The sequence below is a fragment of the Pseudomonas sp. TWI628 genome (genome assembly GCF_039673865.1).
Classification (GTDB): Bacteria; Pseudomonadota; Gammaproteobacteria; order Pseudomonadales; family Pseudomonadaceae; genus Aquipseudomonas.
Genome location: NZ_JBDJMM010000002.1, coordinates 1 through 21778 on the forward strand (window position 1 = coordinate 1; position 21778 = coordinate 21778).

Sequence of the window (21778 nt, forward strand, 5' to 3'; positions counted from 1 at the left end):
CCTGAAATCCTGGGGCCGCTTCGCGGCCCATCGCCGGCAAGCGCGGCTCCCACAAATACAGCGCACACCGACTAAAGAGCAGCGCAGTCAGGCCGATAACCTGGCATCCCCCGTTTCCCACGAAGGTCACCATGGCCACGCAAAATGCCCGCGCGGACGCGCTGTCGCTGCTGCTGTTCACCCTGCGCAGCGGCAAGCTGATGGCAATCAACCTGCTCAAGGTCAGCGAGATCATCCCCTGCCCGCCACTGACCAAGCTGCCCGAGTCGCACCCCCACGTGAAAGGCGTGGCGACCCTGCGCGGCAACTCGTTGTCGGTGATCGACCTGTCCCGGGCCATCGGCGAGCGCCCGCTGGCCGACCCGGACGGTGGCTGCCTGATCGTCACCGAGATCAGCCGCTCGCGCCAGGGCTTGCATGTGCAGGCGGTGAGCCGCATCGTCCATTGCCTGAGCACCGACATCAAGCCGCCGCCGTTTGGCTCGGGTAACCGCTCGTTCATCACCGGCGTGACCCGGGTCGACAACACCCTGGTGCAAGTGCTGGACATCGAAAAGGTCATCCATGGCATCGCCCCGCCCGAGCCGGAGCCACAGTCGGGAGAGCTGAGCGAAGAAGACGCCAGCCTGCTGGCCGCCGCCAACATCCTGGTGGTCGACGACAGTCAGGTGGCGCTGCAGCAGTCGGTGCACACCCTGCGCAACCTTGGTATCGAATGCCACACGGCGCGCAGTGCCAAGGATGCGATGAACGTGTTGCTGGAGCTGCAGGGCACCGCGCAAGAGATCAACATCATCGTCTCGGACATCGAAATGTCCGAGATGGACGGCTACGCCTTCACCCGCACCCTGCGCGAGACCCCGGACTTTCAGCATCTCTACATACTGCTGCACACCTCGCTGGACAGTGCCATGAGCAGCGAGAAGGCCAAGCTGGCCGGGGCCAATGCCATCCTCACCAAGTTCTCCTCGCCCGACCTGACCGACTGCCTGGTGACCGCGGCGCGGACCGTGGTGTTTGCCGAGCGCTGAAGCGCGTGTTGTTATATTCAGCGACAAACTCCCTGGCTTACCGCCAGGGATGACTCGGGCATAATTCGCGCCCCTCGGATCAATTGCCGGAACCGCGTATGAAGTATTTCAGCTCTCTCCTGATTGCCTGCGCCCTGTTCAGCGGTGTCGCCCAGGCCTCCAGCAGCCAGGCCTGGAACGAGCAGCGCCAGCAGATGCTCAAGGCCTGCCTGCAGGCCAGCCAGTTCAAGGATGCCCACGCCCGTGGCAAACCGGCGGAATTCGATGACCAGGTCGGCTTCAGCGCCCTGCTGATCGAAGGGGTTTATCCACAGAAGCACATGCAGCAACGCAACGGCACCGAGCTGTGCCTGTACGACCGCCGGCAGCAGCAGGCCTACATCAGCGAATGGAACCCGGACGCCAAGTGAACGACAGCCTGCGTTTTGCCTGTACCGGCTGTGGCAAGTGCTGCACCGGCCACCATGTGCCATTGACTCTGGACGAAGCCCGCCAGTGGGCTGCTACCGGTGGCCAGGTGATCGTCTTGATCGAGGGCTTCGTCACCGATGGGCCGGGCATGCCGGCGGACCAGCGCGAGCATGTGCTGCGTCGCTCGCATCCGGTGCCTTGCGGCGGCAGCGAAGTGCGCGTTTCGGTGACCTTTGCCGCGTTCAACCCGGGGCGCTGCCGCAACCTCGATGACAACGACCTGTGCACCATCTATGAAAGCCGACCGCTGGTCTGTCGCATCTACCCGGTGGAGATCAACCCGCATATTCCGCTGCGGCCAGAGAACAAGGACTGCCCGCCCGAGGCCTGGGAGCAAGGGCCCGAGCTGATTCATGGTTCGCTGCCGGTGGACCCGGCGCTGCTGGCGCTGGTGCAGGCTTCGCGGCAGGCGGATCGGGATGATATTGCGGCGAAGGTAGCCATTTGCGAGGCACTGGGGATGACCACCAGTGCGCTCAAGGGCAATGGGTTTACTGCTTATTTGCCAGAGATGGCGGCCTTTGCTGGGGCGCTGGCACAGGCTTTGTCAGAGACAGGGGTCGAGTGGACGCTGCACGTAGAGCAGCCTGAGCTGGTGAATGACTTGCAGGCTCGGGGGTTGCGGACCACTGCTGAAGCGCCGGTCTACTATGCCTTCATCGGTTTTTAGCTAAGCAGGGCCGCAAAGCGGCCCCACAATCGATCAGGCGCTGCGATTCAGACCCATTTCCATATCATTGATCAGTGCCTTGGCCATGGCACTGAGAATCCGCGCCGCACTACCTGCGATCAGGTTGCCTTCCATCTCTGCCTCTTCGCTCAAATGGCGGATACAACCGAGCAAGACTGACAGCTCATCAAACGCGTGATCGAGCGGGATACCCGGCTGGATGGCGTAAAGGTCGAGGAAGGTTTCTTTGCCGGCTGTGCTGCGTGACTTCAGTTCATTGCTCATGGGTAACCTCCTGCATGGCCAAATGGGCGAACAGAACACGGAGCAGTTCAGTGAGGATGCTCATGTTTTCCAGCAGGACCTTGCGGTGGTCTTCGACCTCGGTTTCGAGCAAGACCTGGATGGTGCTGGAGAGGCTGTCCATCAGGGCGGCAGCGTGGGGTTTGGCGTCTTCGAAGGTTAGGTCGGCGATTATTTTGATGTAAGGGAGGGGGAAAGAGGGTGGTGGATCGGGAACTATCTTTTTCATGATTGGAACTCGATTGGAAACGCTGAATAGCGACCACCTTCTCTTTCTCACAGATAGGGTGGCAGCCGTACGCGAGGTGAGAAAACCGCGTCCCAATCACCGCGGCTAGACCGAAGTCTCACGCGCACGGCTGCCATAGCAGTTGGCTTGATTAGGAAAGTTACTGCAGCTTTCTCACGGCCGCTCGCCGTTTTTGGCGAACCGTGAAGTTATCGCTGAAGCAGTTCCCCGACTATCAGACGCCATCCGACAGAGCGCGTAGGATAATTCGTCACCCCAGGCTCTTGAAGCATTTGGTTTCAGTTTGGGAATTTTCCTACAGCTGCTTGCCGCGCTCCGCTCTCCTGTGGGAGCCGCGCTTGCCGGCGTTGGGCCGCTAAGGGGCCCCGGCAATTTATGCAACAACCTTGAAATCGTGGGGCCGTTTCGCGGCCCATCGCTGGCAAGCGCGGCTCCCACATTTACTGCGTGAAACCATCAATCAGCGGCCGAGCATTACGGTCTGCAGCTGCGCCTGAGCCTGCTGCACAGTCTTCGCCTGGGTCGTCAGGTCTTGCAGCAAGGCATTCAGCTCAGCCTGTACCTTGGGGTCGTTGACCTTGACGATCGGCCCGTTGATCTCGATCTGCGCCTTGTGTGCATCTACGTAGTCGGCCACTTTCAGGCTGCTGTCGAGGGTGCCGTTGATCTGCGGCAGCACTTGCAGGAAAGTATCGGCCGGGACGCTGACGGTGCGGTCGTAGGCCTTGTCGTAGACCACCTTGAGGTCATCCGGCTGCTTGAGCTGGGCATGGGCGCTGTCGGCCTTGGCCTTCTGGTCCTGCAGCTGGAGGCCCATGTCTTTCAAGCCGGTCTGTACCGCCTTGATGTCGTCACGGCGGCTGGTGATATCGTTCAGCGAGCGCACCGCGCCTTTCTGCAGCAGGCTGCCCAAGGGTTTCACCGCGCTATCCATGGCGCCGTTGAAGTTGGTGATCACGGCGTAATGGTCGTTGTAGGGGCCAAACGCCTTGGATTCATCGGCACTCAGCTTGGGCACGTGAACGCCGGGCTTGTCGACGATACGGGTCTGCAGGAATTCGCTGAAGGCAGCGCGCTGCTTGGGTTCATTGTCGCCACAGGCGGCGAGGGCCAGGGGTAGGGCGAGGGCAAGCAGCCACTGGGGACGGAATGAGACGTTCATGTCGATGAATCTCCATAAAGGGTTGAGGCGCGCCAGCGCAATGGTTGGCGCGGCGGGCAAGGGTAGCGCTTTTTCAGCTGTGGATCCAATCGCCGGCAGGGCTCATGCCAGGGGCAGCGTAAACCCCTCGATCCCCCGCCCCAGCTTCAGCGCCTGGCCATGCAGCACACGCATCAAATGCAGCGCCGACTGCGAGAGCGGCTCAAAGCGCGAGTGGACGAAGCTGATATCGAAATGGATCTCGTCGACCAAGGACACCACATGCAAGCCGCTGTCCTGCGCGACAAACTCGTCGATCACGCTGATGCCCATACCCTGCTTGACCAGCGCCACAGCTTCGTTGGCATTGGTAAACGACAGCAGGGAATCCAGCTGCAGGCCGCGCCGCTCGATGTGGCCGGCCAACAGCTGGCCGAACGGCATGTCCGGGCGGAACAGCAGCAGCGCATGGCCCTGCAGTTGCTTCAGCGTCAAGGACGGCGCTTGCGCCAGGGCATGGTCGGCCGGCATCACCACCACCATGCGCCCGCGCATGAAGGCCTGGGAGTGCAGGTGGTCGTGGATCACCGGCAACGCGGCGACCGACAAGTCGACGGTCTTCGACAGAATCTGGTTGGGCATGGCGTGCATCAGCGAAGTCTGCCACTCGATCTGCAATGACGGTGCTTCGCGTTTGAGTTGGGCCAGCGCGGCAGGGATGACCACGGTCGATAGCGAGGCACTGCACGAGATGCGCAGCGTGCGATGGGTACCGGTAGCCAGGGAATGGGCGCACACGTTCACCTGCAAGGCCGCCTGGTACACCCGCTCGACCTCGCGGTACAGCACCTGCGCCTCAGCCGTGGGCACCAGGCGGTTGTTGATGCGCTCGAACAGTCGGTAGGTCAGGCGCCCCTCGATATAGCCGATCAGTTTGCTCACCGCCGGCTGGGACACGTAGAGCATCTTCGCTGCCGCGCTGATCGAGCCGGTCAGCATCACCGCGCGGAACACTTCCATGTGCCGCAGCTTGAACACCATCGTCGTGCCGTCCGGGTTTTCCTGAGCGGGGATCATGCCTATTACCTTCGGTTATGGTCTTCGCCATCTGTGTATGAGCGTTGTGCAATCGCCCGCAGTATCGTGAGCCCAGGCAAGTCGCCCAGGCGGCGAACAATAACAAGATCTGCAGGCAAGCGCAGTGGCGCTTGAAGGAACCGCGCTTGAACATCTACGACGAACCCAAGATCGACTGCCATAACCATTTGTTTGACCCCGCACGCTTCGCTTACCACCCAAACGCCCCTTACGCGCCCTCCGGCCAGGAGGTCGCCACCCTGGCCCAGTTCAACCAGGTGATGGACGCCTATGGCGTGCGCCATGCCTTGCTGGTGGGGCCGAACAGTGGCTACCACACCGACAATGGCCTGCTGCTGCACGCACTGGCGACGGGCCAGGGGCGCTTCAAGGGGATTGCGGTGGTCGAGCGGCAGATCAGCCTTGATGCGCTGGCCGCGCTGCGCGAGCAGGGCGTGGTCGGTGTGGCCTTCAACCCGGCGCTGTACGGCGTGCCGAGCATGCGCGATGCCGCGCCGCTGTTCGGCAAGCTCGCCGAACTGGGCATGTTCGCCCAGGTGCAGGTCTGCGAAGACCAACTGCTGGAGCTGCAGTGGTTGCTTGAACACAGCTCGGCGCGCCTGTTGATCGACCACTGCGGTCGCCCGGATGCCGCCGCCGGCCTCCAGCAGGCCGGCTTCCAGTCGCTGTTGCAGCTGGCCCGCAGTGGGCGGGCCTGCGTGAAGCTGTCTGGCATGCAGAAGTTCGCCGATGCCGATGGCTTGTATGAGCAAAGCCACGCCTACGTCCGGGTGCTGCTCGATGCGTTCGGCCCGGATGCCTGCGTGTGGGGCTCGGACTGGCCGTTTATCCGCCAGCAGGCACGGGTCGACTACGGCCCGCTGCTGAAGCTGGCCGAACGCCTGATGCCGGACGCCCGCCTGCGGCGCAAGGTCATGTGGGATACCCCGCAGCGCCTGTTTGGTTTTGCCGCCAGGCAAACACCAGCAAAGCGCGCTTCACTGATAGAAGACAGCCCGCTGAGCACACCCCCATGAACAACGAACAAGCAGCACCCGAAACCCGTGGCGTGACGGTGGAGTTACTGGCAGCGGTCGATCTGGGGCCGGAAATCGAGGGCATGGCAGGCCGCCAGTTGCGCATGCGCAAAGTGACCATCGCCCCGGGCGGCGTGTTCGGGCCAGTCCATGATCACAAGGACCGGCCCGGCACGGTGTTCATCCTGCAAGGCACCATCACCGACCACCGCAATGGCCAGGCCACCGACTACGGCCCGGGTGTCGGCTGGCCTGAAGACCACAACACCACGCACTGGCTGGAAAATCGCGGCACGGTGACGGCGGTGGAAATCTCGGTCGACATCGTCAAGGGTTGACCTGGTAGCCACGCCCCTGCAGGCACCCGCTGTAGGCACTGGCATGCGCCGAGCTTTGCGCTTCGCCCTGGTTGCGCCGGTCTTCGCGGCGCTCCTGGCGTTGCCGCGAGGCACCTACCGCCGCACCGGCGGCGGCCCCTTGGCCCGCACGGTTCTGCCGGTATTGCTCTTTGGCATTGTCGCCGGCCCGGTCATACACCTCTTCATGCTGATTGCCCCGCACCTGGGCGCCAACCGCACCGGCTGCGGCACCGGCCGCCGCGCCCTTGACCCTGCCGCCGACATGGCTGCCAGAAGAACTGCTGCTGGCGCTGTTGGCAGCGTTGGTCGCCACGGTGTTGCAGTCATTGATGTCCAGCTGCATCTGCTGGCTGCTCTGGCCCTTGAGCGGCACCACCGACTGGGCCTGGGCTGCAGACGCTGCGCACAGCAGCATCAGCAGGTAACTCCACGTGAACGCACGCATCGCACACCTCCAGCGGATGGGAATTGCATCTCACAGAATAGCTGGGCTGCGGTACCTGGCGGTGGGCGCCTGCCGTCCAGGTCTGTGGCAGAGGGCATTATTGTTAACTTGCAGTAAACAATAACGTGAATTTGATTGTATTACTGCCGCCAGGAAAAGCCCTTACCTTTAGCCCACGTGATAACCACACGCAATCTGGGCCCAAGCGCGTTCTGCCTGTACGCATCAGCTGGCCCAGCCGCCACATTCATCCGACTCACAACAATAATTCGGAGACGGCAATGGCCAAGCGACTGATAGGCAAGCTGTACGTACAAGTGTTGATAGGCGTGGCCCTGGGCATTGTGCTGGGGGTGTTCTGGCCGCAGGTCGGTACCGACATGAAGCCGCTCGGTGACGCTTTCATCAAGCTGATCAAGATGGTCTTCGCCCCGATCATCTTCGCCACGGTGGTGCTGGGCATCGCCAAGATGGAAAACATGAAGGAGCTGGGCCGGGTCGGTGCCCGGGCGCTGATCTATTTCGAGGTGCTGTCGACCTTCGCCCTGGTGCTCGGCCTGATCGTGGTCAACCTGGTGCAGCCAGGGCAGGGCATGGATGTCGACCCGGCCACCCTCGATACCCAGGCCATTTCCACTTACACCGCCGCGGCAGCCAGTGGTTCCGGTGGTTTCACCGATTTCCTGTTGCATCTGATCCCGGCCAGCGTCACGGATGCCTTCGCCAAGAACGAGATCCTGCCGATCCTGTTGTTCTCGACCCTGCTCGGTATCGCCCTGGCCAACCTCGGCGCGCGCGGCAAGCCGGTGGTGGATGTGCTGGAAGCGTTTTCCCACGGCATGTTCTACATCGTTGGCATGGTGATGCGGGTTGCGCCGTTGGCGGCCTGTGGTGCGATGGCTTTCACCGTCGGCAAGTACGGCCTGGGTTCGATCGTGTCGCTGGGCAAGCTGATGGCGACCATGTACCTGACCTGCTTCCTGTTCGTGGTGCTGGTGCTGGGCAGCATTGCGCGGATGTCGGGTTTCAGCCTGTGGAAGTTCCTCAAGTACCTGCGCGAAGAGCTGTTCACCGTACTGGGCACCAGCTCCTCGGAGTCGGTGGTGCCACAGCTGATGAACAAGCTGGAGAAGGTTGGCGTGTCCAAGCCGGTGGTCGGCCTGGTGATCCCGTCGGGCCTGACCTTCAACCCCGATGGCCAGTGCATCTACTACACCATGGCGGCGATCTTTATCGCCCAGGCCACCAACACCCCGCTGACGCTGATGGACCAGTTGATCGTGCTCGGCGTGCTGCTGCTCACTTCCAAGGGCTCGGCGGGGGTGACCGGCTCGGGCTTCATCACCCTGGCCGCGACCCTGGCGACCATGGACAACATTCCGGTGGCCGGCATGGTCCTGCTGCTCGGTGTCGACCGCTTCATGTCCGAAGCCCGCGCCATCACCAACACCATCGGCAATGCCGTGGGCACCATGGCCATCGCCAAGTGGGTCGGCGCCCTGGACAGCGCACGGATGAACCAGGTGCTCGACGGCCAGGCCGTGGCGCAGCCCGAACCGCCAACCAGCGCCACCCCCGCCGCAGAAGCGGCCACCCCAACCGATAAAAAAAGCCTTGTGATGCACTGAGGAGATAACCGTGGATAGCGTAGAAAAAGAAAATGCCGTGTCATCGCTGACCGACACCTTGGCCAAGTTCACCGCCTATATCGGCAAGCGCCTGCCCAAGGATGTAAAAGCAAAGACAGCCAAGCTGCGTGCGGCGGAAACCAACCCGCTGGCCATCGCCGTCTACGACTCGATGGCCGACAACCAGGACTATGCCGACAAGCTGAACCGCCCCAGCTGCCAGGACACCGGGGTGATCCAGTATTTCATCTCGGCCGGCGCGCGCTTCCCGCTGCTGGGTGAGATGGAAGGCATCCTCGAAAACGCCACCCAGGAAGCCACCGTCCATGGGCCGTTGCGCCACAACGCGGTGGAAACCTTCATCGAGAAGAACACCGGCACCAATACCGGCTCGAAGATCCCGTGGCTGGACTGGGAAATCATCCCCGATGCCGACTACGCCATCGTCGACGTGTACATGGCCGGTGGCGGCTGCACCTTGCCGGGCTCGGCCAAGGTGCTGATGCCTGGGCAGGGCTACGAGGGCGTGACCGAGTTCGTCTTCGATGTCATCACCTCCCGCGGCGTCAACGCCTGCCCGCCGCTGCTGGTGGGGGTAGGGGTATCGACCTCGGTGGAGACAGCGGCACGCCTGTCGAAAAAGGCCATCCTGCGTGAAGTGGACTCCAGCCACCCCAATGAAAGCGCGGCAATGATGGAAAAGCTGCTGGAGGAGGGCCTGAACGAAATCGGCATCGGCCCGCAGGGGCTGACCGGCAACAGCAGCGTGATGGGCGTGAACATCGAGTCCTCGGCGCGCCACCCTTCGACCATTGGTGTTGCCGTATCGACCGGCTGCTGGGCACACCGTCGCGGCAAGATCCGCATCAATGCCGACCTGACCTATGACATCCTCTCCCATGAAGGCGTGATCCTGTGAACAGTCCAGTGAAAAAGATCATCAGCACCCCCATCAGCGATGACGACCTGGCCGGCCTCAATGTCGGCGATGTGGTCTACCTCACCGGCCAGCTGGTGACCTGTCGTGACGTGGCGCACCGCCGGCTCATCGAGCTGGGGCGCGAGCTGCCGGTCGACCTGCGTGGTGGTGCGATCTTCCATGCCGGCCCCATCGTCAAGAAGAAGGAAGACGGCAGCTTCGAGATGGTCTCCATCGGCCCGACCACCAGCATGCGCATGGAGAAGTTCGAGAAGCAGTTCATCGAACAGACCGGTGTGAAGCTGATCGTCGGCAAGGGCGGCATGGGGCCGGAGACCACCACCGGCTGCCTGGAGAACAAGGCCGTGCATGCTGTGTTCCCTGGCGGCTGCGCGGTACTGGCGGCCACTCAGGTCGAAGAGATCGAACGCGCCGAATGGCAGGACCTGGGCATGCCAGAAACCCTGTGGGTGAACCGCGTGCGCGAGTTCGGGCCGCTGATCATCTCCATCGACACCAAGGGCAATAACCTGTTCGAGCAGAACAAGGCCCGTTTCAATGAGCGCAAGGGCGCGGTGATCGAGAAGATCAACAGCCAGGTGCGGTTCATCAAATAAGTCTCACCTGTACTGGCCTCTCGCGGGTAAACCCGTGGAGAGGGCGGTACAGGCAGTGCAAGGCTCAATGGGCAGTACGCAATGGCACCTCTCGCAACAGCCAAGACAAGGCAAAGGCCACACAGGTAATCACCGCCGCCAGCAGGAACACCCCATGCATGGCCCCGGAGAACGCTTGCAGATAGGCCTGCTGCTGAGGCGCCGCCAAGGCATGTACCGCCGTCGGCGAAAGGCTCGCGGCACCGCCACTGCTGGCTGCGAAATCACTCGGCAGGCCATCGAGCAGGGCATGGGAAAACAACGCGCCGAACACCGAAACCCCCACCGAACCGCCAATCGACCGGAACAGCGTCGCCCCTGACGTCGCCACACCCATGAGCCGCCGCTCGACACTGTTCTGCACCGCCAGGATCAGTACCTGCATCACCATGCCCAGGCCTGCCCCCAGCAGCCCCATGTACAGGTTCATCCGCCACATCGGTGTGTCCAGTTCCAGGCGGCTGAGCAGCCCCAGGGCGACCACCTGCAGCAGCGTGCCGACAATCGGGAACACCCGGTAGCGCCCCCAGCGGCTGATCAGCCGCCCGGTAATCGCCGACACCACCAGCAACCCCCCCATCAACGGCAGCATCTGCAGGCCGGCGCTGGTGGGCGAGGCGTCTTTCACCACCTGCATGTACAGCGGCAGGAACGTCACCGAACCGAACAGCGACACACCGACGATCAGCCCGATCAACCCAGCCAGCACGAAGGTGCGGTGGCGGAACAGGTGCAGTGGCATGATCGGTTCCACCGCGCGGCGTTGTTCGAACACGAAACCGACCAGGCCGATGACGGCGAACAGCGCCAGGCACAGCACATCCAGCGAGGCCCAGGGCAGCAAGCTGCCGCCCAGGCTGGTGATCAGCACCAGCGCACCCAGGGTGATGGTGAGGAAGAACGCGCCAATGTAGTCGACCACATGCTTGACCGGGGCCACGTGCGGGCGGAACACGCTGCCGATCACCACGACGGCCAGCAGGCCCAGCGGCAGGTTGATGAAGAAAATCCAGTGCCATGACAGGTGTTCGACCAGGAACCCGCCAATCAGCGGGCCAACCACGGTGGCCAGGCCAAACACACCGCCGAACAGGCCTTGGTAGCGGCCGCGTTCGGCGGGCGGAATGACGTCGCCGATGGCCGCCATGGCCACCACCATCAGGCCACCACCGCCCAGGCCCTGCAGCGTGCGGAACAGGATCAGCTGGGTCATGTCCTGGGCCAGCCCGCACAGTGCCGAGCCGAGCAGGAACAAGGCAATGGCGATCTGCAGGACGCGCTTGCGGCCGTAGAGGTCGCCAAACTTGCCATACAGCGGCACGACCACGGTTGAGGCCAGCAAATAGGCGGTGACCACCCAGGACAGCCAGCGCAGCCCGCCAAGGTCGCTGACGATGGTCGGCAGCGCGGTGGAGACGATGGTCTGGTCCAGTGCCGCGAGGAACATCACCAGCATCAGGGCGCCGAGCAACAGCGGGATGGAGGCCTGGGTGCGTGGTTCGACCTGTGCGCAGGAGGGCGCGTCAGCAGCGGTAGGTTGCATGCGGTTGCCTTGAGCCGGTGAGTGCGATTGAGCGTCCATGTGCGGTCAGCAGCCTTTGTTCCGGGCGTGCTGGCGGCCGGCTTCCTGCAGGCCGGCCAGGGCGAAGCCGAACAGTTGGGCAGACACGTCTTTGGCCGGCATGCCGAGGATTTCGTGCAGGGTTCCGGTGGACCCGCGCGGGCCGATCAGCAGCATCGCCCAGGGGGCGGTGACACAGAGGATGCAGCGGGTCAGCGCGGGGTCGCTTGGGGGGATGGCGGTGATTTCGCTGAACAAGCCCTTTAGCAGCGACAGCCTGAGCGGCGCTTCGGCCTGCATATGTGCCTGGCCATGGGGGCTGGGTGCGAGAATTTCCGCAGCAAGCACGCGCAGGTGCCAATTGTCGCGGCGCTGCGTAGCCTTGCGCACCACCAGTTCGACCAGTGCCCGCAATTTCTCTTGCGCCGGCTGTTCGCCCAGGGCGATCCGCTGCAGGTCGCTGATGTCCAGAAAGCGCCGCCGTGCTTCATCGAGCACGGCCAGGTACAGGCCATTGCGGCTACCGAAGTGGTAGTTGATCGAGGCCAGGTCAACCTCGGCCTTGGCGGCGACGGCTTTGTTGCTGGCTTCTGCATAACCCACGGCGGCGAACAGTTCGCCGGCGGCCTGGAGGATGCGCGTGCGGGTGGCTTCGCCGTCCTTGCGAGGTTCGCGCGGTGTGGTGGCCATGATGCGGTGCTCTCGGATCGGTGCGATGTCGGCAGCGTGACCCCGTTAAAAATTAAATTCAATTTAAATTTAATGGCCGCTACGGTCCGGCGACGGAAGGTGCCGTTGCGTTGCCCCCGGATGGCGCGTGCCGCTAGGGGGAGAGGCCCTAGTTGTGGTATACAGCACGTTAATCAACACCACCTTCGCTGGCGCCCGGATGCGTCGCGGCTGGCTGGTGATTTCCTTGCACCTGCTCCTTTTACTGTGAAACGGAGATTCGAAGATGACCGCCACCGACCGTCTGAGCCTGCTGCAGTACGAGCACCTGGGCCTGGACGATGTTGCCGCTGCCGAGTTCAAGGTGGCTCTGGAGGAGCTGCGCAAACTGGCACTGGAAGACCGTTACGAACATCCCGCTGCCTTGCACCTGGGGGATATCGCTGACGCCGAGAACCGTCAGGAACTGGCTGAAACCAAAGGCTGGGGGATCGGTTTTCTGCAGGGCCTGACCTGTGCCAAGGCGCTCACGCAAGACCAGCTGGAAGCGCTGCGTCGCGTGTTCCAGGCCGCGGCGGAGCGCGCGATCAAGCGCATGTGCAGGTAAACGCAACTTATTGAGCGTGCCGCTCTTCGCAATGGATAGCGGCAACCGGCAAATAAGCGACTGCAGGGATATGGCTTGCTCGCTAATGCCTTGTGTAACGCGTTAACTTCATGTTTTTAAAGCGTTGTTGCGCAAGTTGCAGAACTGCGCAAGAAAATGCTTTGTCGTCAAATGGGTCTGCCGCCAGGGCCGACCTTTCGCAACATGCTTTTCCTTTCCCGCGAAGACGAGCGCACCCGCCGTTTATCGACTTTACTGACAGGCGCTGATGCCAACTCTTCATGTATCAAGTGCATTGAGCATTGGCTTTGAGTGACGCCATGGAGTGACGCGGTCCTTTGGGGAAGACCATGAGCCAGAGCCAGGCATTGATCATCTGTGAATACTGCGACGCGGTGTATCAGCGTATGCCGGTGCACAAACATCAACGCGCATTGTGCGTGCGCTGTGGCGGCGTGCTGTACCGCCATGCAAGTTTGACGATCCAGCAGCGCCTGGCATTAAGTGTCACGGGCGCGGTTTTGCTGGTATTCGCCAATGCCTATCCGGTCATGACCATTGGCATGCAGGGGTTGACCAACTCTGCAACGCTCTGGGATTCGGTGCTGATCCTCAGCAGCGGCAGCATTACCTTCATAGCCCTGGTCATGGCCTTGGCCATCATTTTTGCGCCGGTACTGCAGATTGCCTTGCTTTGCTGGGTGCTGAGCTTCGCCCTGGCCGGGCAGCGGGCGCCGGGCTTTGCCATGTGCATGCGCTGCCTGGAGGGGCTGCGGCCCTGGAGCATGCTGGAAGTCGGCCTGTTGGGCGCACTGGTGGCGGTGATCAAGCTGGCGGGCCTGCTCGATGTGATACCGGGCATCGGCCTGGTCGCCCTGGCGGCGCTGAGCATGCTGATCATCTACATTGCCGGGCGCGATATCCGCGACCTCTGGGAGCAGGTATGAGTACGCCTGCGCTGGCAGACGAACTGGGGCTGTGCCTGTGCCATGGCTGTGGGCACGCCTGTGAGCAGGGCAGCCATGTGCACACCTGCGAGCGCTGCGGCGCGCCGTTGCACCGACGCAAGACCAATGCCATCGCCCGTGGCTGGGCCTTCCTGGTGGCCGCGCTGGTGTTCTATGTCCCCGCCAACCTGCTGCCGGTCATGCATACCGAAATGCTCGGCAGTGGCAGCGACAGCACCATTGGTGGCGGCGTGGTGGAGTTCTGGCAACACGGCGCCTGGGACATCGCCCTGATCATCTTCATCGCCAGCATGGGCGTGCCGGCGGTCAAGTTCTTTTCCCTTGGCCTGCTGCTGTTCACCGCCCAGCGTCGTTCGAGCTGGGCACGCCGGCAGCGCTCGCAACTGTATCGCGGCGTCGAGTTGATCGGTTACTGGTCGATGCTCGATGTGATTGTCGTGGCGCTGGTGGCCGCCTTGGTGCAGCTGCGCGGCCTGGGCACCATCGAGCCGCGCCCGGGCATCCTGTTTTTCGGCATGGTCGTGGTGCTGACCATGTTTTCGGCAATGAGCTTCGACCCACGCTTGATCTGGGATCACCCTGGCAATGATGGAGGCCGCACTGATGGCGCAAGCGAGTGACGCGCGAAATGGGGCCGGGCAGGCAGAGGTACGCACCCGGCGCTGGAATGTTTCACTGGTGTGGATCGTGCCGATCCTGGCGATCCTGGTGGGGGCATCGCTGGTGGTGCGCAACTGGATGCAGCAAGGGCCGGTGATTTCCATTTCCTTTCGCTCCGGCGAAGGCCTGGTGGCGCACAAGACGCAGGTCAAGTACCGCAGCGTGGTCATTGGCGAAGTGACCACCGTGGACCTTGCCGAGGACCACAACAGCGTCATCGTCAAAGTGCAGTTGTCCAATGATGCGCGCTCGTTCGCCACCCAGGGCGCGCGCTTCTGGGTGGTACGCCCGCGGATTGGCGCGGGCGGGGTGTCCGGGGTCGATACCTTGCTCTCCGGCAGCTTCATCGGCGCCGATGCCGGTGAATCGAAAGGCGCTGAAAAGAACTTTACGGGCCTGGAACTGCCACCGGCGATCACTTATGGCGAGAAGGGCAAGCGTTTTCTCCTCAGCGCCGAAGACCTCGGTTCGCTGGATATCGGCGCCTCCATCTATTACCGCAAGATTCCTGTGGGTGAAGTGGTGTCCTATGCCTTGCAGGAGGATGGCAATGGCGTGGATATCGGCATATTCGTACAGTCGCCGTACGATAACTTCGTCACTGGCGATACCCGTTTCTGGAATGCCAGCGGCGTCGACATGCAGATCGGCGCCAATGGTCTGAAGGTCGATACCGAGTCGCTGTCATCCATCCTGGTCGGCGGGCTGGCATTCGGTTCACCCGACTTCAGCCCGGATGCCCAGCCAGCCGCAGACCAGGCGCACTTTCAACTGTTCGCCGACCGTGACGCCGCACTGGCGCCGCCTTTCGGTAAGGGGCAGTACCTGCAGCTGCGTTTCGACCAGTCCATGCGCGGCCTGTCGGTGGGTGCCCCGGTGGAGTTCAAGGGCGTCGAGTTTGGCCGGGTCACGGCGATCAAGCTGGATTACGACCCGGTGAAGCAGATATTCCCTGTGGTGGTGGATGCGGTGATCTACCCGCAGCGGCTGGGCCCGGTGCATCAGAAGATGCTGGCGGTGTTCAAGCACTCCGAGGGTGACCTCAACGGCGCCCGGCAACTGATCGGCACCTTTGTCGAGCATGGCTTGCGGGCGCAGGCACGCAGCGGCAACCTGATCACCGGGCAGATGTTCATCTCCCTGGACTTCTACCCGAACGCCCCCAAGGTTGCGTTCGACAGGGAGGCCTACCCTATCGTCATTCCTACGATGCCCGGCAGCCTGGAGATGCTGCAGGAGCAGTTGCAGCATTTTGTCGAGCGCATCGGCAAGTTGCCGCTGGAGAGCATTGCCAGCAACCTCGATGGCACCCTGCGTGACCTGCGCGCCAACCTCAAGACGTTCAACAGCCAGACGCTGCCTGGGGTGAAAGCCACCCTCGACGACATGCAGAAGACCTTGAAGACGGCCAACGCGACCATTGCCGACGACTCGCCCGAGCGCGAACGGCTGGGTGACACGCTGGACGAACTGGAGCGCATGTCGCGTTCGCTGCGCGACCTGACCGACTACCTGGGGCGCCACCCCGAGTCGCTGATTCAAGGCCGGCCGAAGGCGGCCGGCGCGCAAGACTTGAGACCTTGAAAGTAAAAGGCCAAAGGAGTGTCAGCTGATGCATCGAGTGCGCAACCTGTGTGGGGCCAGCCTGCTGATCTGGCTGAGCGGCTGCAGCAGTACCCCGAACAACTACCACACCCTGGTACCGGCCCAGCCGGTGCAAGGGGGCAGCCAGCACGTGCAGGTGGGCCGGGTCAGCCTGCCGCCGCAAGTGGACCGCCCGCAACTGGTGGTGCGCCAGGGCAGCAGCGGCCTGGCCATCCTGGAAACGGAGTGGTGGGGTGCCAACCTGGTGGATGAATTCCGCAGTGCCCTGCAGGACATGCTGGGCGGCCCGGTGTCTGGCTCGAGCAGTGTGTTGCGGGTCGATGTGCAGCGCTTCGACAGTGTGCCTGGGCAATACGCCTCGCTCGATACCCTGTGGCGCCTGAAACGGCCAGGCGAACCGGAAATCACCTGCCGGACTTCGGTGCAGACCGCCGCCGACAACAGCATCAACAACCTGGTCAACGCCCACCAGGCCAACCTGCGCAAGCTGGCCGAGGCCGTGCGGGCAACGGCGGCGCCTGGCAGGGCCTGCCCAACCACATGATGCGGGTGCACAAGGGTATGGGGAGCCCGCATGAAGTTACGCACAAGATTGCTCTGGCTGTTCGTACCGCCGCTGCTGTTGGTGTTGTCGCTCGTCTACTTCGCGGCCCAGGGCATGCTGCTGGCGCGGCTGGACAAGCAGGACGAGCGGCTGCTGGTGGCCGAGGCCGAGCGGCTGCGCGCCTTGCTGGGCAACAGCTTCGAGCGTGATGCCAACCGCCTGCGGCAATGGGCCCAGGCGATTCCGGGGGCGGTGCCGTCGGCTTTCCCGCTCGATGCCGCCACGCTCGGTAGGAGTGGTTTCGATTTCATACTTTATTACGCCAGCGGTGAGCAGCGGGTGAGCTGGCGGCCTCTGGACCTGGCAGCGCTGGAGCGCCCGGCCGGGGCCCCAGCGCTGAACCTGCAGGCGCTGCATGATGGCGTCGCCGAGCAATTGGCGCGGCTGCTGCAGCCTCAGGATGTGGCGCCCCCTGCGCAATTGCTGGCCGTGCTCAGGGTGCCGCTGATTCTGGTCGCCGTGGATACCGCGCGCAGCGGCGACAGGGCCAGCGGTGTGCTGCTGGCGGGCACATTCCTCGACAGCAAGCGCATCGCCATGCTGCAACAACAGCTGGGCGGTGAACTTACCTGGTTGCCGTCGGCCACCGAGCAGCAGCGGCCCGTGCTGCAGGCCGAACTCATGAGCATCGGCAATCGCCAGGTGGTCGATGCTCGCCATCAAAGTATCGACCTGCTGTTTCAGGACAGCCTGGGCGAGCCTCAGTTGCGCCTGCAACTGACCCGTGAGCGCCATCTGTACCTGGAGGGCGAGCAGCAGCTCAATGTTTTCCTCGGCGTGACGGGTGGGCTCATCGGCCTGGCGTGGCTGCTGATCTACCTCGCACTGGACGTCACCTTGCTGCGGCGCATTGCGCGCTTGCATCAGGAGCTTCTGGCCATTGGCCCGGCTGCGGCAGGGCGGCGCCTGACCGACGACGGGCGCGATGAGCTGGGCAAGCTGGCGCGCGAAGCGAACCGTGCGCTGGACCGCCTGGAGCAGAGCGAAGCACGCGACCGGGCGATTCTCGACGCCATGGAAGACGGCTACTTCGAACTCGACGAGCAGGCCAGGATCGAGTCGGTCAACCCGGCGTTCTGCAGGTTGCTCGGTTACCCGGCGGCTGAGGTGATCGGGCGCACCGTTGCTTCTCTGCAGGAAGACCAGCAGGCCAGTTCGGTCACGGAACCGGCAATCGCCGAGACCGAGCCCGGGGCACCGCTCTCGGCTCGGCTGCGGCGCGCCGACGGCAGCATCGGCCACTTCGAAACCCAGATATCCAGGCGGCACAACGCAGCTGGGCGCCTGATCGGCTATCGCGGCATCCTGCACGACGTCAGCGAGCATGTGCTTCATCAACAGCAACTGTTCGACCTGGCCTATCAGGATGCCTTGACCGGGCTGGGCAATCGCAAGGCGTTCCATGAGGACCTTGCCCGGCATCTGCACGGCGATGCCCTGCCGCTGGCGCTGATCTTTCTCGATCTTGACCGCTTCAAGCAGGTCAACGACCGCTTTGGCCACGACGTCGGTGATGCTTTGCTGGTGTGCATGGCAGAGCGCTTGTGCAATGCGCTGCGTCAACCGGCCAAGGCCTATCGCCTGGGAGGCGACGAGTTCACCGTGATAGTCCCGAACACCGAGTTCCAGGCAGCCGCTGCGCTGGCCCAGCGCTTGCTCAAGGTGCTGGGCGAGCCGGTCAGTGTCAGGGGCCTGAGCATCGACTTCGTCACCCCAAGCATCGGCCTTGCCCTTGCGCCTGCCCATGCCAGCGAGGTGGATGCACTGGTCAAGGCAGCCGATCAGGCGATGTACCAAGCCAAGCGCCAGCGCGGGCGGGTCTGCGTGTATCAGCCGGCTGAGTGATCAGCCCAGGGGGTGTCGATGATCGAGCGTTGTCGTTGCCGGTCTTTGCTGCTGTCGCTCTTCATGCTTCTGCTGCCTGAACTGGCGCTGGCAGAGCCGTTGTGTGGTCAGCTGACCGCTACCGGCAATCCGGAATACCCACCGTATCTCTGGCGTGACCCGAACCACCCTGAGCAATTGATCGGCGCCAATGCCGACTTGCTCGAGGAAGTCGGCAAGGCACTTGGGCTGGAGGTGAAGGTGGTGTATGGCGGGCCTTGGTCAAGGGCTCAGGAGGAGGTGCGGACCGGGCGTATCGACCTGATGGCGGGGTACTTTCTGACCCAGGAGCGCCAGCAACGGATGGACTTCATCAGCCCGCCGTTCCTGCATACCCCTAGTGTGGTCTGGGTCCGCCAGGACGGTGCATTTGCCTATCACGACTGGGCGGACCTCAAGGGGCGCAGCGGCGGGACGCTGGTCAGCAACAGTCACGGCCAGCAGTTCGATGACTACGCCAAGGCCAACCTTCAGCTCGAAGCAGTGCCCAGCGCCAGGCAGGCGTTCGAGAAACTGCTGCTCAGGCGCAATGATTACCTGATCTACGAGCTACATCCCGGCATGGCCCTGGCGCGGACGCAGGGTTGGGATACACAGCTGAAGGTGCTCGACCCGCCGGTGTCCAGCGAAGGGTTGTACCTGGCGCTGTCGCATCAATCGAAGTGCAATCGACCGGCGCTGCGCGAGCGGTTGGCGCAGGAGATGAAAGCGCTGGTTGCAGGGCCGATCCCGGAGCAACTGGTCGAAAAGAATCTGGAATTATGGAAACAGCAGCAGGCAGCGGGGCAGCCTTGAAGGTGTTTGCCACAAGCTCTCACAGGCGCCAAAAACCTCAAAGCAAACCCCACCAGCCTACCCATCAACCTCCAGCGCTCGCTTGGCCGCGCTCACATTGACCTCCCCCGGCAAAGCGACGCCGTTCTTCGTCGCCAAGATCTCGGCCATGACACTGACGGCAATCTCTGCCGGTGTCTTGCTGCCGATATAGATGCCAATCGGCCCGTGCAGGCGCTGCAACGAGGCCGCGCTTTCCCCGAAATGCTCGATCAGGCGCTCCCGGCGCGACTGGTTATTGCGCCGCGAACCGATCACGCCAATGTAGAACGCCGGGCTGTGCAAGGCTTCGAGCAGGGCCAGGTCGTCCAGCTTGGGGTCGTGGCTGAGGCCGACGATGCAGCTGCGCAGGTCCGGGGCGAACGCGCGCACCACGTCATCCGGCATGCCGACGATCTTCTCCACCCCAGCCACGTTCCAGCCATCCATGTATTCAGGGCGCGGGTCGCAGACCGCCACCTTGAAGCCATTGAACAGGGCCATGGTCGCCAGGTACTCGGCCAGCACCCCGGCTCCGATCAGCAGCATGCGATAACCGGGGCCCAGGGTATTGAGCATGTAGCGGCCATCGAAGCCGAACTGCTCCGGTGCGCGGGTGGTGGTCAGCTGAACCTGGCCGTTCTCCAGGTCCAGCTCGCGGCGTACCAGGTTGCCGCTGTCCAGCAGCGGCAGCAGCTGCTCCAGGCTTGCCAGCGCCGGGTCGAATTCGAGGATCAGCTCAAGGGTGCCACCACAGGGCAGGCCGAAGCGCTGCGCTTCATCGGCGCTGACGCCGTAGCGCACCACTTGCGGCAGGCCTTGGGGCATGCCGTTGCCCTGATAGGCAGTGGTATAGCAGTGGATCAGGTCATCCTCGATGCAGCCGCCGGAGACGCTGCCGACCACCCGGCCATCGCCGCGCAGGGCCATCATCGAACCCACAGGCCGCGGTGACGACCCCCAGGTGCGGGCCACGGTGGCCAGCAGCACGCGTTCGCCGGCCAGCAACCAGTCACGGGCGGTGCGCAACACCAGCAGGCCGATACTTTCCATAAGTCACGCCTCCTCAGCGCATATGCAAGATGATCGGGCTGCTGCTGGCCGGGTCGGTGTGCCCGCGCAGCTTGCCGACCGCTTGCGCATCCACCGCGCCGCCCGCGTTGCCCCAGGTGCTGCGCACGAAACTCAGCACATCAGCGATCTCCTGGTCCGACAGCTGCTCGCGGAACGCCGGCATACGGTAAGCATCCGGCAGGCCGGCGGCGACGATACGTTGCGAGCCGTTGAGGGTGATGTTGATTGCCGAGGCGTTTTCCCTGGCCAACGCCGAGGTGGCACCGGCCAGCGGAGGCATCCACTCGGCCTGGCCCTTGCCGTCCAGGCCGTGGCAACTGGCGCAGCGGGTGACATAGGTGTGGGCGCCAGGGCTGTCCAGGCGCGTGGCTGCGGAAACGGCCTGGTACTGCCAGGGCGCACCGTCACGCTGTGGGTCACCGGGCAGCGACTTGAGGTAGCGGGCGATGGCGCCCAGGTCGTCATCGCGCATGAACTGCGTGGAGTTGTTGAATGCCTCGGTCATCGACCCATACACCACGGCATGCGCGTTGCGCCCGGTCTTGAGGAACTGGACGATCTCGGCCTCGCTCCAGCGGCCGAGCCCGGTGTTGTGGTCATTGCGCAGGCTGGGCGCGTACCAGCCATCGAGCAGGGCACCGGCGAGGAATGGCGTACCCGCTTCATCCAGAGCCTTCTCGTTGAAGGCCAGGCCCCGTGGCGTGTGGCAGCTGCCGCAGTGGCCAGGCCCCTGGACGATATAGGCGCCGCGGTTCCACAGCGCGTCCTGCCCGGTCTTGGCCGCGTAAGGCGTGTCGGCGGCGAACACGCCGTTCCACAAGGCGATGGGCCAGCGCAGGTTCAACGGCCAGGGGATATCGCTGGGGAGGTTTGCCTGTTGCACCGGCTGCACCCCCTTCATGAAGAAGGCGTACAGCGCCTTTACATCGTCGTCGCTGAGCTTGGCATACGAAGGGTAGGGCATGGCCGGGTACAACCGCCGGCCACCCGGCGCGACGCCATGGCGTACGGCGCGGTCGAAATCGGCCAGGCTGTAGTTGCCGATGCCGGTCTCGCGGTCGGGGGTGACGTTGGTGGCGTGGATCGCACCCAGCGGTGTGGCCATCTGCAGGCCACCGGCAAACGGCTTGCCATCGGGCAGGCTGTGGCAGGCCACGCAGTCGCTGAGCCGCGCGACATACTCACCCCGGCTTACCAGCCCAGGGTCGAAGCGCGTGGTTTGTTCGGCAGCGAATGGCGAGGCGGGCTCGCGGGTCACGTACCAGGCCAGCAGGCCGGCCGCAACCAGGCACGGCACGGCCAGCCAGCCCGCGGTTCGGGCAAAACGGCTGTGGGTCATGGGGCAG

Annotated in this window: 23 protein-coding genes and 1 pseudogene; 15 read left to right on the top strand and 9 right to left on the bottom strand. The window is 63.4% G+C overall.

Translation table 11 applies throughout. The features are described 5' to 3' along the window. Positions 1-131: 131 nt before the first annotated feature. From ABE528_RS01535 to ABE528_RS01545, 3 genes are all read left to right on the top strand, one after another. Entirely contained in the window at positions 132-1031 is a 900-nt protein-coding gene (locus ABE528_RS01535; protein WP_152956603.1) for a chemotaxis protein, read from the top strand. 98 nt (positions 1032-1129) lie between these two features. Beyond that, a complete protein-coding gene (locus ABE528_RS01540) occupies positions 1130-1441 on the top strand; it encodes a hypothetical protein (protein WP_152956602.1) in 312 nt (103 codons plus the stop codon). Beyond that, the gene (locus tag ABE528_RS01545) at positions 1438-2172 is read left to right on the top strand and encodes a YkgJ family cysteine cluster protein (protein ID WP_346651955.1); all 735 of its coding nucleotides are present in this window, start codon (positions 1438-1440) and stop codon (positions 2170-2172) included. The genes ABE528_RS01540 and ABE528_RS01545 overlap by 4 nt, the downstream gene beginning before the upstream one ends. A 33-nt stretch (positions 2173-2205) precedes the next feature. Here the strand turns inward: ABE528_RS01545 and ABE528_RS01550 are convergent, their stop codons facing one another. From ABE528_RS01550 to ABE528_RS01565, 4 genes are all read right to left on the bottom strand, one after another. Further along, positions 2206-2457, bottom strand: a complete 252-nt coding sequence (locus ABE528_RS01550; protein WP_152956600.1) for a DUF3077 domain-containing protein — start codon at positions 2455-2457, stop codon at positions 2206-2208. Further along, a complete protein-coding gene (locus ABE528_RS01555) occupies positions 2447-2704 on the bottom strand; it encodes a hypothetical protein (protein ID WP_152956599.1) in 258 nt (85 codons plus the stop codon). Before ABE528_RS01555 ends, ABE528_RS01550 begins: the two co-directional genes overlap by 11 nt. A gap of 481 nt (positions 2705-3185) precedes the next feature. Next, the gene (locus ABE528_RS01560; RefSeq protein WP_346651956.1) at positions 3186-3887 is read right to left on the bottom strand and encodes a DUF3053 domain-containing protein; all 702 of its coding nucleotides are present in this window, start codon (positions 3885-3887) and stop codon (positions 3186-3188) included. A 102-nt stretch (positions 3888-3989) separates the two neighbouring features. Further along, complete coding sequence (locus ABE528_RS01565) at positions 3990-4943, bottom strand: LysR family transcriptional regulator (protein ID WP_346651957.1); 954 nt, start codon at positions 4941-4943, stop codon at positions 3990-3992. Positions 4944-5089: 146 nt separating this feature from the next. Here ABE528_RS01565 and ABE528_RS01570 point away from each other — a divergent pair. Together ABE528_RS01570 and ABE528_RS01575 are read left to right on the top strand one after the other, a co-directional pair. Then, positions 5090-5914, top strand: a pseudogene (locus ABE528_RS01570) (amidohydrolase family protein); the annotation flags it as partial. 62 nt (positions 5915-5976) lie between these two features. Then, positions 5977-6318 (top strand): cupin domain-containing protein, encoded by a 342-nt coding sequence (locus tag ABE528_RS01575; RefSeq protein ID WP_152957617.1) that lies wholly within the window; start codon positions 5977-5979, stop codon positions 6316-6318. On the opposite strand, the gene ABE528_RS01580 is transcribed toward ABE528_RS01575, so the two are convergent. After that, positions 6308-6784: a hypothetical protein gene (locus ABE528_RS01580; RefSeq protein WP_346651958.1), complete on the bottom strand. Its 477-nt coding sequence runs from the start codon at positions 6782-6784 to the stop codon at positions 6308-6310. The genes ABE528_RS01575 and ABE528_RS01580 overlap by 11 nt on opposite strands. 281 nt (positions 6785-7065) lie before the next feature. On the opposite strand from ABE528_RS01580, the gene ABE528_RS01585 reads away from it, so the two are divergent. The 3 genes from ABE528_RS01585 to ttdB are packed head-to-tail and all read left to right on the top strand — an operon-like array spanning position 7066 to position 9948. After that, entirely contained in the window at positions 7066-8412 is a 1347-nt protein-coding gene (locus ABE528_RS01585; protein ID WP_152957615.1) for a dicarboxylate/amino acid:cation symporter, read from the top strand. Between the two features lie 10 nt (positions 8413-8422). After that, positions 8423-9331 (top strand): L(+)-tartrate dehydratase subunit alpha, encoded by a 909-nt coding sequence (gene ttdA, locus ABE528_RS01590; RefSeq protein ID WP_346651959.1) that lies wholly within the window; start codon positions 8423-8425, stop codon positions 9329-9331. 8 nt (positions 9332-9339) lie between these two features. After that, positions 9340-9948, top strand: a complete 609-nt coding sequence (gene ttdB, locus ABE528_RS01595; protein WP_346652107.1) for a L(+)-tartrate dehydratase subunit beta — start codon at positions 9340-9342, stop codon at positions 9946-9948. A 64-nt stretch (positions 9949-10012) separates the two neighbouring features. On the opposite strand, the gene ABE528_RS01600 is transcribed toward ttdB, so the two are convergent. Continuing rightward, complete coding sequence (locus ABE528_RS01600; protein ID WP_152957614.1) at positions 10013-11530, bottom strand: MDR family MFS transporter; 1518 nt, start codon at positions 11528-11530, stop codon at positions 10013-10015. A 45-nt stretch (positions 11531-11575) separates the two neighbouring features. Continuing rightward, positions 11576-12238, bottom strand: coding sequence for a TetR family transcriptional regulator (locus ABE528_RS01605; protein WP_346651960.1), 663 nt, complete (start codon positions 12236-12238; stop codon positions 11576-11578). A gap of 265 nt (positions 12239-12503) precedes the next feature. Here ABE528_RS01605 and ABE528_RS01610 point away from each other — a divergent pair, with 265 nt between their 5' ends. From ABE528_RS01610 to ABE528_RS01640, 7 genes are all read left to right on the top strand, one after another. Next, entirely contained in the window at positions 12504-12824 is a 321-nt protein-coding gene (locus ABE528_RS01610; protein WP_152957612.1) for a hypothetical protein, read from the top strand. A 350-nt stretch (positions 12825-13174) separates the two neighbouring features. Then, positions 13175-13771, top strand: coding sequence for a paraquat-inducible protein A (locus tag ABE528_RS01615; RefSeq protein ID WP_152957611.1), 597 nt, complete (start codon positions 13175-13177; stop codon positions 13769-13771). Further along, positions 13768-14412, top strand: a complete 645-nt coding sequence (locus ABE528_RS01620) for a paraquat-inducible protein A (protein ID WP_152957610.1) — start codon at positions 13768-13770, stop codon at positions 14410-14412. The genes ABE528_RS01615 and ABE528_RS01620 overlap by 4 nt, the downstream gene beginning before the upstream one ends. Further along, positions 14396-16036, top strand: coding sequence for an MlaD family protein (locus ABE528_RS01625; protein ID WP_152957609.1), 1641 nt, complete (start codon positions 14396-14398; stop codon positions 16034-16036). Before ABE528_RS01620 ends, ABE528_RS01625 begins: the two co-directional genes overlap by 17 nt. 28 nt (positions 16037-16064) lie before the next feature. Continuing rightward, a complete protein-coding gene (locus ABE528_RS01630) occupies positions 16065-16601 on the top strand; it encodes a PqiC family protein (RefSeq protein WP_152957608.1) in 537 nt (178 codons plus the stop codon). A gap of 30 nt (positions 16602-16631) precedes the next feature. After that, entirely contained in the window at positions 16632-18506 is a 1875-nt protein-coding gene (locus tag ABE528_RS01635; RefSeq protein WP_346651961.1) for a diguanylate cyclase, read from the top strand. Positions 18507-18524: 18 nt separating this feature from the next. Continuing rightward, positions 18525-19340, top strand: coding sequence for a transporter substrate-binding domain-containing protein (locus ABE528_RS01640; RefSeq protein WP_346651962.1), 816 nt, complete (start codon positions 18525-18527; stop codon positions 19338-19340). 57 nt (positions 19341-19397) lie between these two features. On the opposite strand, the gene ABE528_RS01645 is transcribed toward ABE528_RS01640, so the two are convergent. Then, on the bottom strand, positions 19398-20411 hold the full coding sequence (locus tag ABE528_RS01645) for an XdhC family protein (protein ID WP_346651963.1): 1014 nt from the start codon (positions 20409-20411) through the stop codon (positions 19398-19400). A gap of 13 nt (positions 20412-20424) precedes the next feature. Next, a complete protein-coding gene (locus tag ABE528_RS01650) occupies positions 20425-21771 on the bottom strand; it encodes a cytochrome c (protein WP_346651964.1) in 1347 nt (448 codons plus the stop codon). Positions 21772-21778 lie beyond the last annotated feature (7 nt).

What these genes read in the sequence shown, in the direction of transcription:
- ABE528_RS01610 (WP_152957612.1), top strand. Translation starts at nt 12,504, where the DNA reads ATGACCGCCACCGACCGTCTGAGCCTGCTGCAGTACGAGCACCTGGGC.
- ABE528_RS01650 (WP_346651964.1), bottom strand. Translation starts at nt 21,771, where the DNA reads ATGACCCACAGCCGTTTTGCCCGAACCGCGGGCTGGCTGGCCGTGCCG.
- ABE528_RS01625 (WP_152957609.1), top strand. Translation starts at nt 14,396, where the DNA reads ATGGCGCAAGCGAGTGACGCGCGAAATGGGGCCGGGCAGGCAGAGGTA.
- ABE528_RS01645 (WP_346651963.1), bottom strand. Translation starts at nt 20,411, where the DNA reads ATGGAAAGTATCGGCCTGCTGGTGTTGCGCACCGCCCGTGACTGGTTG.
- ABE528_RS01575 (WP_152957617.1), top strand. Translation starts at nt 5,977, where the DNA reads ATGAACAACGAACAAGCAGCACCCGAAACCCGTGGCGTGACGGTGGAG.
- ABE528_RS01605 (WP_346651960.1), bottom strand. Translation starts at nt 12,238, where the DNA reads ATGGCCACCACACCGCGCGAACCTCGCAAGGACGGCGAAGCCACCCGC.
- ABE528_RS01565 (WP_346651957.1), bottom strand. Translation starts at nt 4,943, where the DNA reads ATGATCCCCGCTCAGGAAAACCCGGACGGCACGACGATGGTGTTCAAG.
- ABE528_RS01535 (WP_152956603.1), top strand. Translation starts at nt 132, where the DNA reads ATGGCCACGCAAAATGCCCGCGCGGACGCGCTGTCGCTGCTGCTGTTC.
- ABE528_RS01615 (WP_152957611.1), top strand. Translation starts at nt 13,175, where the DNA reads ATGAGCCAGAGCCAGGCATTGATCATCTGTGAATACTGCGACGCGGTG.
- ABE528_RS01620 (WP_152957610.1), top strand. Translation starts at nt 13,768, where the DNA reads ATGAGTACGCCTGCGCTGGCAGACGAACTGGGGCTGTGCCTGTGCCAT.
- ABE528_RS01640 (WP_346651962.1), top strand. Translation starts at nt 18,525, where the DNA reads ATGATCGAGCGTTGTCGTTGCCGGTCTTTGCTGCTGTCGCTCTTCATG.
- ABE528_RS01560 (WP_346651956.1), bottom strand. Translation starts at nt 3,887, where the DNA reads ATGAACGTCTCATTCCGTCCCCAGTGGCTGCTTGCCCTCGCCCTACCC.
- ABE528_RS01585 (WP_152957615.1), top strand. Translation starts at nt 7,066, where the DNA reads ATGGCCAAGCGACTGATAGGCAAGCTGTACGTACAAGTGTTGATAGGC.
- ABE528_RS01580 (WP_346651958.1), bottom strand. Translation starts at nt 6,784, where the DNA reads ATGCGTGCGTTCACGTGGAGTTACCTGCTGATGCTGCTGTGCGCAGCG.
- ABE528_RS01630 (WP_152957608.1), top strand. Translation starts at nt 16,065, where the DNA reads ATGCATCGAGTGCGCAACCTGTGTGGGGCCAGCCTGCTGATCTGGCTG.
- ABE528_RS01540 (WP_152956602.1), top strand. Translation starts at nt 1,130, where the DNA reads ATGAAGTATTTCAGCTCTCTCCTGATTGCCTGCGCCCTGTTCAGCGGT.
- ABE528_RS01600 (WP_152957614.1), bottom strand. Translation starts at nt 11,530, where the DNA reads ATGCAACCTACCGCTGCTGACGCGCCCTCCTGCGCACAGGTCGAACCA.
- ABE528_RS01635 (WP_346651961.1), top strand. Translation starts at nt 16,632, where the DNA reads ATGAAGTTACGCACAAGATTGCTCTGGCTGTTCGTACCGCCGCTGCTG.
- ABE528_RS01550 (WP_152956600.1), bottom strand. Translation starts at nt 2,457, where the DNA reads ATGAGCAATGAACTGAAGTCACGCAGCACAGCCGGCAAAGAAACCTTC.
- ABE528_RS01555 (WP_152956599.1), bottom strand. Translation starts at nt 2,704, where the DNA reads ATGAAAAAGATAGTTCCCGATCCACCACCCTCTTTCCCCCTCCCTTAC.